The 8,501-nt window shown below is 37.2% G+C and carries 10 protein-coding genes; all 10 read right to left on the reverse strand.

All coding sequences use genetic code 11. The features are described from left to right. Nucleotides 1–263: 263 nt before the first annotated feature. On the reverse strand, nucleotides 264–1,010 hold the full coding sequence (locus CH377_RS19420) for a hypothetical protein (RefSeq protein ID WP_125172194.1): 747 nt from the start codon (nucleotides 1,008–1,010) through the stop codon (nucleotides 264–266). A gap of 193 nt (nucleotides 1,011–1,203) precedes the next feature. Next, the gene (locus CH377_RS19425; protein ID WP_100725385.1) at nucleotides 1,204–1,476 is read right to left on the reverse strand and encodes an antitoxin; all 273 of its coding nucleotides are present in this window, start codon (nucleotides 1,474–1,476) and stop codon (nucleotides 1,204–1,206) included. Further along, nucleotides 1,473–1,751: a BrnT family toxin gene (locus tag CH377_RS19890; protein ID WP_100725386.1), complete on the reverse strand. Its 279-nt coding sequence runs from the start codon at nucleotides 1,749–1,751 to the stop codon at nucleotides 1,473–1,475. Before CH377_RS19890 ends, CH377_RS19425 begins: the two co-directional genes overlap by 4 nt. An 877-nt stretch (nucleotides 1,752–2,628) precedes the next feature. Continuing rightward, the gene (locus CH377_RS19440; RefSeq protein WP_100725388.1) at nucleotides 2,629–3,390 is read right to left on the reverse strand and encodes an SH3 domain-containing protein; all 762 of its coding nucleotides are present in this window, start codon (nucleotides 3,388–3,390) and stop codon (nucleotides 2,629–2,631) included. A 187-nt stretch (nucleotides 3,391–3,577) separates the two neighbouring features. After that, complete coding sequence (locus CH377_RS19445) at nucleotides 3,578–4,147, reverse strand: hypothetical protein (RefSeq protein WP_100725389.1); 570 nt, start codon at nucleotides 4,145–4,147, stop codon at nucleotides 3,578–3,580. A gap of 176 nt (nucleotides 4,148–4,323) precedes the next feature. Next, nucleotides 4,324–4,881, reverse strand: coding sequence for a hypothetical protein (locus CH377_RS19450; protein WP_100725390.1), 558 nt, complete (start codon nucleotides 4,879–4,881; stop codon nucleotides 4,324–4,326). A gap of 233 nt (nucleotides 4,882–5,114) precedes the next feature. After that, complete coding sequence (locus CH377_RS19455; RefSeq protein ID WP_125172197.1) at nucleotides 5,115–5,666, reverse strand: hypothetical protein; 552 nt, start codon at nucleotides 5,664–5,666, stop codon at nucleotides 5,115–5,117. Between the two features lie 99 nt (nucleotides 5,667–5,765). Beyond that, the gene (locus CH377_RS19460) at nucleotides 5,766–6,317 is read right to left on the reverse strand and encodes a hypothetical protein (protein ID WP_165780469.1); all 552 of its coding nucleotides are present in this window, start codon (nucleotides 6,315–6,317) and stop codon (nucleotides 5,766–5,768) included. A gap of 229 nt (nucleotides 6,318–6,546) precedes the next feature. Further along, complete coding sequence (locus CH377_RS19465) at nucleotides 6,547–7,416, reverse strand: AbiJ-NTD4 domain-containing protein (RefSeq protein ID WP_100725393.1); 870 nt, start codon at nucleotides 7,414–7,416, stop codon at nucleotides 6,547–6,549. 259 nt (nucleotides 7,417–7,675) lie between these two features. Further along, nucleotides 7,676–8,077, reverse strand: coding sequence for a DUF6228 family protein (locus CH377_RS19470; protein ID WP_100725394.1), 402 nt, complete (start codon nucleotides 8,075–8,077; stop codon nucleotides 7,676–7,678). Nucleotides 8,078–8,501 lie beyond the last annotated feature (424 nt).

The raw sequence follows: 8,501 nt of genomic DNA on the forward strand, positions 1-8,501 counted from the left end.
CTTCCGTGCAATTGATTTGGAGTAAATCCGATAAAATCTTTCATAGTTTTAAATTAGTTTAAATTCCTTTGTCATGGCGCATAACGACCAAGGCTTGACGACGTTGGCGATCCCTGAGCCTCGAAGAGGCGTTAGGGTCAGGCGCGATCTTTTGCAAAAGCAAAAGTCGTGACTGGAGCCAATGTGCCGAAGGCCAAGCGAGAGTCGCGAAAGCGATCTCGAAGCGAAGCGTCAGAGCCGACAGTTAGGCGAAGTTCTGAGTTTTAGGGACTTTTAACATTGCGAGCAATTCTACTCAGACTCTCTACTGTAAAAAATGACTTTGTTTCTTGAACTTCACTTTTCATATCTGTCTCCTGAGTTGGAACACCTGTAAAGAAGATAGCTGGAATTTTTGCTGTCTTATCTAAGTAGTCTCCAGCTTCAGAAACATCGATCTTATGTTTAAAAGTTGCATTTAATAGCAAATCGTTCTCTTTCCTAGATAAAATTATATCAACAATGTCCCAAGGATATCCCCAATGAAGGTTCTTCTCCTTTTTTATAATGGGTGCCACATAGAATAAGACTTTCTGTTTCATAGTTTGCGTATTTAAATATGTGAGCTTGTAATCGCTATAGTCTTCGTCGCCGAAAAATTCGAATATATAAATTAAGCTATCTTTCTTAAGATCTAAATACCAAAAATATTTGAATCCATCTGCCAATACTGGATCGGCTGAACACAAATCTAATTTGTTTTCCAAATTGTAATAACAAACACCTTTATTCAAAGGCTTCCTAATCAATACAACGTGTTGAAATCTTTCAAGATCAAGAGAATAGACTTTAGCATTTCCATATTTCTTTCGAATAACCTCTGGAACATTCTCCGTCAGAATTGCTGATCGCAAGTTAGAAGTCATTCGCTTACCTGATCCGAATATCTTTGTATTTTCAGCAGCTAAATAACCGTTGAATGCAAGACAAAGAATTCCAGTAAAAAGAAGATAAAAAGATATTTTTTTCAAAGAAATTTCCTCAGAATTTCGCCTAACGAACAAGGCTTGACGACGTTTCGCGAGTCCGAAGGACTTGGCGCGAGTTTTGCTCAGCAAAACGAGTGACAAAGCGAAATGTGGCGAAGCCCAAGCGAGAGTTGTGTAAGCAATCTCGAAGCGTAGCGTCAGAGCCGATAGTTAGGCGAAGTGTGGGGCTTTATTACTACCGCTCTGTTAACTTACCAGTTACATACTGATGTAGTATACTTGAAACCAAAGTCTGATAAGGAATACCTATCTCCAATGCTTTAGTTTTCAATAATTGAATATCTTTACCAGCTATCCTGATATTCATTCTCTTATCTTTTAGTAGAGTATTCTTGGCTGCTGACTTGAATTTTTTTAAATATTGAGCTTTATTATCAACCGATTTCCATTCATTTCGGTCAATTGAAGATTCTAAATCTTTCTCTTCTTGGCTAAGTTTATATTTCATAAATTTGCCTCCGGCAAATACAAGTTAGTGTATTTCCTTGAAGGATATGCTGTTTTTAAGAAAAAAGTATCCTTGTTTTCAATTGTAGGAACCACCCAAGCATAATTATCAATTTCTATAATTATTATGATTTGATTAGGATATTTCTTCAGATTCGGATGCTTTAAGATATCCAAGACTGATCCAGATTCAATCTCAACAACTACCCTTTCAAAGCTTATATTTCGCTCAGCCTTTAGAGTTTCGTTCTTTTGATTATCCCAATCAAAGATCACCTATCTACAATATTAGACGTGTGCCGAATGTCAATACAAAGATTTTGATCCGTTTATCGTGAAATTTTGCTAAAATTAAAAATAAATACCACGAATTAAAATTCATATCAAAGGATACATTTGCCCCACATTTCGCCTAACGACCAAGGTGTTCCGACGTTTACGCGCTGAGCGAAGCGAAGACAGGCACAAGAATTGCTCTGCAATTCGAGTGACTGAGTAAATGTGGCGTAGCCCGAGCGAGTGAGTCGCGTTAGCGAGCTCCGAGCGCAGCGGAAGCACCGACAGTTATGCGATGCGGGCAGTTATCTTAATTTTTTTTCGCGGATAAATTTAAACGGAATATAATTTTCTAATCTTAGAAAACCTGAACTATCAAGAACAAGCCCGAAAAGCCGACTATCCAAGATATTAATGTAATGAGAAACCATCTAATAGTATTTAAATATACTTTATTAAAATCAGGACTTGAATTTCTTATTTTTCGAATATCAGGCTTTCCAAATACATTTATGCCGTTCTCTATAGAATAGAGCTTTATTATCATTTTTGCCAGTGCAAAGGCACAAATTATCCATGGCACTAAGAAAAAGAAAAGTACATATAATAATAGGAAAATATCCATAAATCATTAATACAGAAGAACCATTTCAATGTATTCTTTTATATTGAAAACAAATTTTGCCCGTTTCGCATAACGACCAAGGCTTGACGACGTTGGCGATCCCTGAGTCTCGAAGAGACGTTAGGGACAGGCGCGATCTTTTGCGAAAGCAAAAGGCGTGACTGAAGCCAATGTGCCGAAGGCCAAGCGAGAGTTGCGATAGCAATCTCGAAGCGATGCGTCAGAGCCGATAGTTAGGCGTAGTAGGTATAATCAATAAGAAAAAAACTGTCCATAAGCCCAGGCTTTATCTGTATCTCCCACACTTATTAAGAGCCAATAGTTTTCCCAATCTTTAACTTTTTCCTTTTCAACAGTGCGACCATGTATTATGACCTTCGTCTCTTTTGGAAGACTCTTTAAATAAGGTCCATCATAAACATTTACAACGTAATCTCTCTTCGGATAATTAATTCCCGGACCTGTCCTTAAAACTACGGAATCTGTTACCACACCTGTTACATTTCCAAGTGTTATAATTTTATAATTTTTATAAGTTCTTTCACTTCCAATTGGATTAAGAAATTGCTTTATTGGAAATGAAATAGTATCCGATGGTTTACCATTATCCATGTAAATCTTAAACTTATGCTTCGATTTACAAACAAACGAGTATTCATATTCAATATCGAGAGGAGTTTTTTCGATATCGCAACTCCCATCTCCAAATGTCTCTGAACAAGGCCGCTTCTGCTTTTCATCAAATCCGCAAAATTTAGCTTTTAAAATGATGCTCCCTTCAACAACCGAATAACTGCCGGTATTTGACCAATACCAGCCTTCAGAGCCATATCCAAATTCATAAGAATTTTTCTCATTAAATTTTAAAGATAAAGCATGAATTCCCGAACTTTCCAGAAACATATTCTCTTTGATTACTTTCTCGATTGAAATTAACCTTTCCTTTCTTTGATTTCCCGTATTACAAGAAAGAAGAACCACTAAAATCGCGATAATTTTTCTTTTATTAACCATTTTTATACCTATTACGCCTAACGACCAAGGCTTGACGACGTTTCGCGAGTCCGTAAGGACTTGGCGCGAGACTTGCCACCGCAAGGCGAGTGACAAAGCGAAATGTGGCGAAGCCCAAGCGAGAGTTGCGTAGCAATCTCGAAGCGATGCGTCAGAGCCGATAGTTATGCGAAGGTTTGAACCTTACTTACTTTTTTTCCAATTTCTCAATAAGTTCTAGCACTTTAAGACGATACTTCGCAGACTTCATCCATTTGGGCAGTTTGGTAAACATTGTTTTAGCCTTAGTATGCAATTTTTCACGAATATCAGCACTAATATAATTTTTGATATCCTGCATGTGTGTATAATTATAAAACCAAAGATCTTCGTTGCTCACCACTACATGTAGCCAAAGAGATAAGCCAAAAATAGGATCTATTCCAAATTTTACTGTCTCTCGCGAGACTTCCACTTTGATAACGCTAGCTTTTTTACAGCCAGAGCAGAGAATCCTTTTCACAACTAAATTAGGGTTTTTCAGTTTTACATTATGTTTCGAATAGTAAGATCTATTCCCACAATTCGGGCAACGCGGAACATGTAAACTATAAGTTCCATACCATGGGTTCTCCGATCTTGATTTTACAAAATCACAGCTTTCACATTTTACACGATTATTTGATATTTTAGCTCTTGATTTACACTTAGGACATTTAACAAAAATTAAGTCCATGTAATCATAGATATAAATATCTTTTTCTCTTATTCGGTTCATTGTTCAAACTTTCGCATAACGACCAAGGCTTGACGACGTTTCGCGGGTGCGTAAGCACTTGGCGCGAGGCTTGCCCTGCAAGGCGAGTGACAAAGCGAAATGTGCCAAAGGCCAAGCGAGAGTTGCGAAGCAATCTCGAAGCGAAGCGTCAGAGCCGATAGTTAGACGACGGTAGCTTATTTAACAAATATGGCTTTGGCTAATATATACAAAAGGATGAACAGAGGAGCTCCAAGCATAAAGCCAACCAACCACTGCGCTGTTAATTTAACAGGACTCTCGATTTCCCTTAATATTGGATTAACTTCTGAATATGATTTCAAGAATTGATAAAGCTGTTTTATATCACTTTCAAAGAGATCTCCAACAATACGAATACTTTCATTTCTTTGGAGATACAATTTCAGTATTGATTTTGAAGATTCGTTCACCCCTCCAAAATAAAACTTTTCTATCTCAGTCAATTTGATAGACTTATTTATTCCAGAGATTTCAAATAATTGAATTGAATCATTATTTGAAGTTACAATCCATCTTTTCCTATCATTTAATCTAAAGATTGCATAGGAGATCAAAAAAAGACCTGAGAAAAAAGTAACAGATAATATAATCCCTTTTGCTCTTCCTACAAATAAGATAAATGAAATTAGTAGCAAAATTATTCCTACACTTAAACTAAATGTGTGCTTAATATCATTTCCTGAATACGCTATTACTTTTGAATATTTTTGCATACTTATCTGTGAAACTCTTGTTTATGAATAAATATTTTTGAGAACAATAAATTAATAGCTACTGTCGTCTAACGACCAAGGCTTGACGACGTTTCGCGAGTCCGTACGGACTTGGCGCGAGACTTGCCATGCAAGGCGAGTGACAAAGCGAAATGTGCCGAAGGCCAAGCGAGGGTCGCTTGCGAACCCGAAGCGATGCGTCAGAGCCGATAGTTAGACGCAGTTGTGCCCCTTTACTTGGAAATCGGAACTTCGCCCTTTTGATATTCTAACTTATTTATTGAGTTTAAAATATATACATCTTTATAGTTTAGAACATTAAAATCAAATACCAACTTTTCGCCTTTTCTCTTTAACTCAAATGGTTTAATTTTCCAAATTTCTTTTTTCAAATATTTCGGAATAATTATTCGAACAATTTTTTCAGAATTATCCTCAAGCACCAAAACACTCTCAAAAACCTCGGACGATTTAAGAACACTGCCAGTATCTATCTCTCCATACAAATCTTTATTTAACTTTTCTTGAAGGTTCCTCTCTTTAAATATTTCAAAATGATCAGCGGGTGGCAAAAAAATATCTACCATCCGAAAATATACACTGCCTTTTATGTTCAACTCTTCTATACTTGGAGCACAAAATTCAAAGGATACTATCAAAAAGAGTAGAATTGAATGTTTCATCAGTTTAAGAAAGTTTTGGGCACAATTGCGTCTAACGACCAAGGCTTGACGACGTTTTGTGACGGCACGAGTTTGCGCATGCAAACGAAGTGACGGAAACAAAATGTGCCGAAGGCCGAGCGAGAGTCGCGTAGCGATCTCGAAGCGCTGCGTCAGAGCCGATAGTTAGGCGAAGCTGCGTTGTATGTAAAACTAACAATCTTACTCTAATCCAATACTTCCGATTTCAGCAAGCCAGTTAATACGATTCGGCTCCAGTGCATTCTTTACATTAGCTGAATCTACCTGCTTATCCCCTGTCATAGTGATCTTTAATGCAAATATAAAAGAAATCACTTTGTTATCATTTGTAGTGATCATTCGATGGAGATTATACTCAATATAATCGCCTGATGCAGTCGAAAGAAAGAATTCAAAGATGTAGTCTTCTTTATAGCCACTCTTTGTATTTTTAAGTATGTTTGGCTTCCTAATAGAATTAGGAGTAATAACCTGCTCCAAATATTTGGGCAATATTTCATTCACTTGAGAAACATTCTTCCAATCAAATATCGTGATCATTTTATTCCATTTTTCTAGCGAATCATTCTTTCTTAAGTATTCCTTAATTAAATTTGAGCCAGTTTCATTAGAGAAAACTATTACATAATCCTCTCGATCGAATTTAATTACTTTTCTAACTTCTTCTGAATTTACTTCCGATGAGAATAGAAAACTCAAAGAAACAATCACTATAATATTTAATTTAACCATTTTACTTCCTGATATTTTAAAATAATAATTTAACAAAAAAATTAAGCAGTTTCGCCTAACGAACAAGGCTTGACGACGTTGGCGAAACCCTGAGCCTCGAAGAGGCGTTAGGGTCAGGCACGATCTTTTGCTTTGCAAAAGGCGTGACTGAAGCCAATGTGCCGAAGGCCAAGCGAGAGTGCGAAGCATCTCGAAGCGAAGCGTCAGAGCCGACAGTTAGACGCAGTTTTTATATAGATAGCAATTTGATATAATTATAAAATGCTGAACAAGAGACTAACATAAATTTGGCCTCTGCAAAATCTATCTGTGACTCATCCAACAATGCATGCCTAATTCCCTTTTCATCACTGCTATATCCGTATATTTTGTTTAAACCTGATTCTAAAGATTGGTGAATCTTATGTTTTTTCGAAATAATTCTTAATGCGTCAGATAGTGTTGCTTTTTCGGAATTTGCAATAATTTTACAAATAGCTTCGACTGCAGAAATGGACTCTTTTATAGAATTTCTATAGTCAGGAGAACTTTTGGAATAAAGCAACTCCATTGCTCTACTAAAATGTTCCTCGACACCACCGAAAGGACTTTGGAGGGCTTCATTTAGAGAGTCTATCTCTTCCTGGTCTGTAATATCAGTAACCAAACTTCCAATTATTCGATATGGAATATTCTCATCTTCAAAAGCTTCATTTAATCTTAATCTAATATGGTTTATTAGATCTTCTCCTTCAATAGTCTTAAAGACGATTTCGATAAATGTATAAATAAAATCCCATTTCGATCCAAAAAACCTATTTCTAATTAGATTATAAAATCTATTCCAATCGCTTTCAAGCTCATCAATTGGCCTTTTTTCAATTCTTAGCCAAAAGTATTTAAAAAAATTCTTTATCCATATGTTTTCTGCTAAAGGAAAGAAATAGTTCGTTTTGTCGTACATATTACCCAGCTTGGATTGTACATGGGAAAAAATATTTTCTGAGAGAAGGCTCCAGATAATATTTTTGGATTCAATCGAAATAGAATTCACCTGAATACTATTCTCGACTTTTATTAATTTCTTTCTTTCAGAGAATAAATTTTTGATTTTCTTCATATTTTAAAAATTGCGTCTAACGACCAAGGCTTGACGACGTTGGCGATCCCTGAGTCTCGAAGAGGCGTAAGGGACAGGCGCGACCTTTTGCTTTGCAAAGGTCGTGACTGAAGCCAATGTGCCGAAGGCCAAGCGAGAGTGCGCAAGCATCTCGAAGCGCTGCGTCAGAGCCGATAGTTAGGCGTTCGTTCTGGCAAACACTACTGGAGTCCTTTACATTTATTTCGCTAACTGCTCAAATGTTTTTTGTACAGATGAATCACTGTCCATTGTCCTTCTTAAAAAAGACCGATGCTTCACGTGCAAGGTTTTCAAGTTGTCCAGCATAAATAGTAAGAGTAGCTGATAAGGTCCAGCTTTCCTCTTTACCAAAATCATCCATTAATTGCACCTGCAAGGATATGTGACCTAGCATGTCGGTCTTAGCTGACAAAACGCATTGACCCTCAAGAGATTCCCAAGAAAAATTTCCATTCCAACCATCCCAGTATTGTGCCATCTTTTGGAAAAAATTAAGGATCCCATAGCTATCCATATAAGTCGTGAAGGTGAGATGAGCTGAATAAAATGGTGATGTAATCTCAGCGGAAAGGTCCTCACCATTGAAGTCGTAAAAACGAAGTGATGCGGCGCTTATATCTGACTTTATCAAAAAATCCATAGTAAAAATTAGTCTGACCTTCGATAGATGTACAATTTAGTTTTGATGCCGGAAATTATCTGTAGGTCAACTTACTATAATCTCGTAAGAATAATTTTGCCAGAATGACGCCTAACGAACAAGGCTTGACGACGTTTCGCGAGTCCGCAAGGACTTGGCGCGAGACTTGCCCTGCAAGGCGAGTGACAAAGCGAAATGTGCCGAAGGCCAAGCGAGAGTGCGAAGCATCTCGAAGCGATGCGTCAGAGCCGATAGTTAGCCGACGTCGAGCACCTACTTACGAGGATTCGAACTATCTTTTAACCAAGTCGATAGATTGATTTCATCTATGCTTCCATCTGCAACTCGAAGCATAATCGATACGACTTCTTCTTCTGGCACTTCTATACTATACCCATTTAATCCGAGAAATACGTACGTTGTC

The sequence above is a fragment of the Leptospira haakeii genome (assembly GCF_002812045.1).
Taxonomy (GTDB): domain Bacteria; phylum Spirochaetota; class Leptospiria; order Leptospirales; family Leptospiraceae; genus Leptospira_B; species Leptospira_B haakeii.

Coding starts and splice junctions, on each gene's coding strand:
- CH377_RS19440 (WP_100725388.1), bottom strand. CDS start 3,390: ATGGTTAATAAAAGAAAAATTATCGCGATTTTAGTGGTTCTTCTTTCT.
- CH377_RS19470 (WP_100725394.1), bottom strand. CDS start 8,077: ATGGATTTTTTGATAAAGTCAGATATAAGCGCCGCATCACTTCGTTTT.
- CH377_RS19445 (WP_100725389.1), bottom strand. CDS start 4,147: ATGAACCGAATAAGAGAAAAAGATATTTATATCTATGATTACATGGAC.
- CH377_RS19460 (WP_165780469.1), bottom strand. CDS start 6,317: ATGGTTAAATTAAATATTATAGTGATTGTTTCTTTGAGTTTTCTATTC.
- CH377_RS19465 (WP_100725393.1), bottom strand. CDS start 7,416: ATGAAGAAAATCAAAAATTTATTCTCTGAAAGAAAGAAATTAATAAAA.
- CH377_RS19425 (WP_100725385.1), bottom strand. CDS start 1,476: ATGAAATATAAACTTAGCCAAGAAGAGAAAGATTTAGAATCTTCAATT.
- CH377_RS19450 (WP_100725390.1), bottom strand. CDS start 4,881: ATGCAAAAATATTCAAAAGTAATAGCGTATTCAGGAAATGATATTAAG.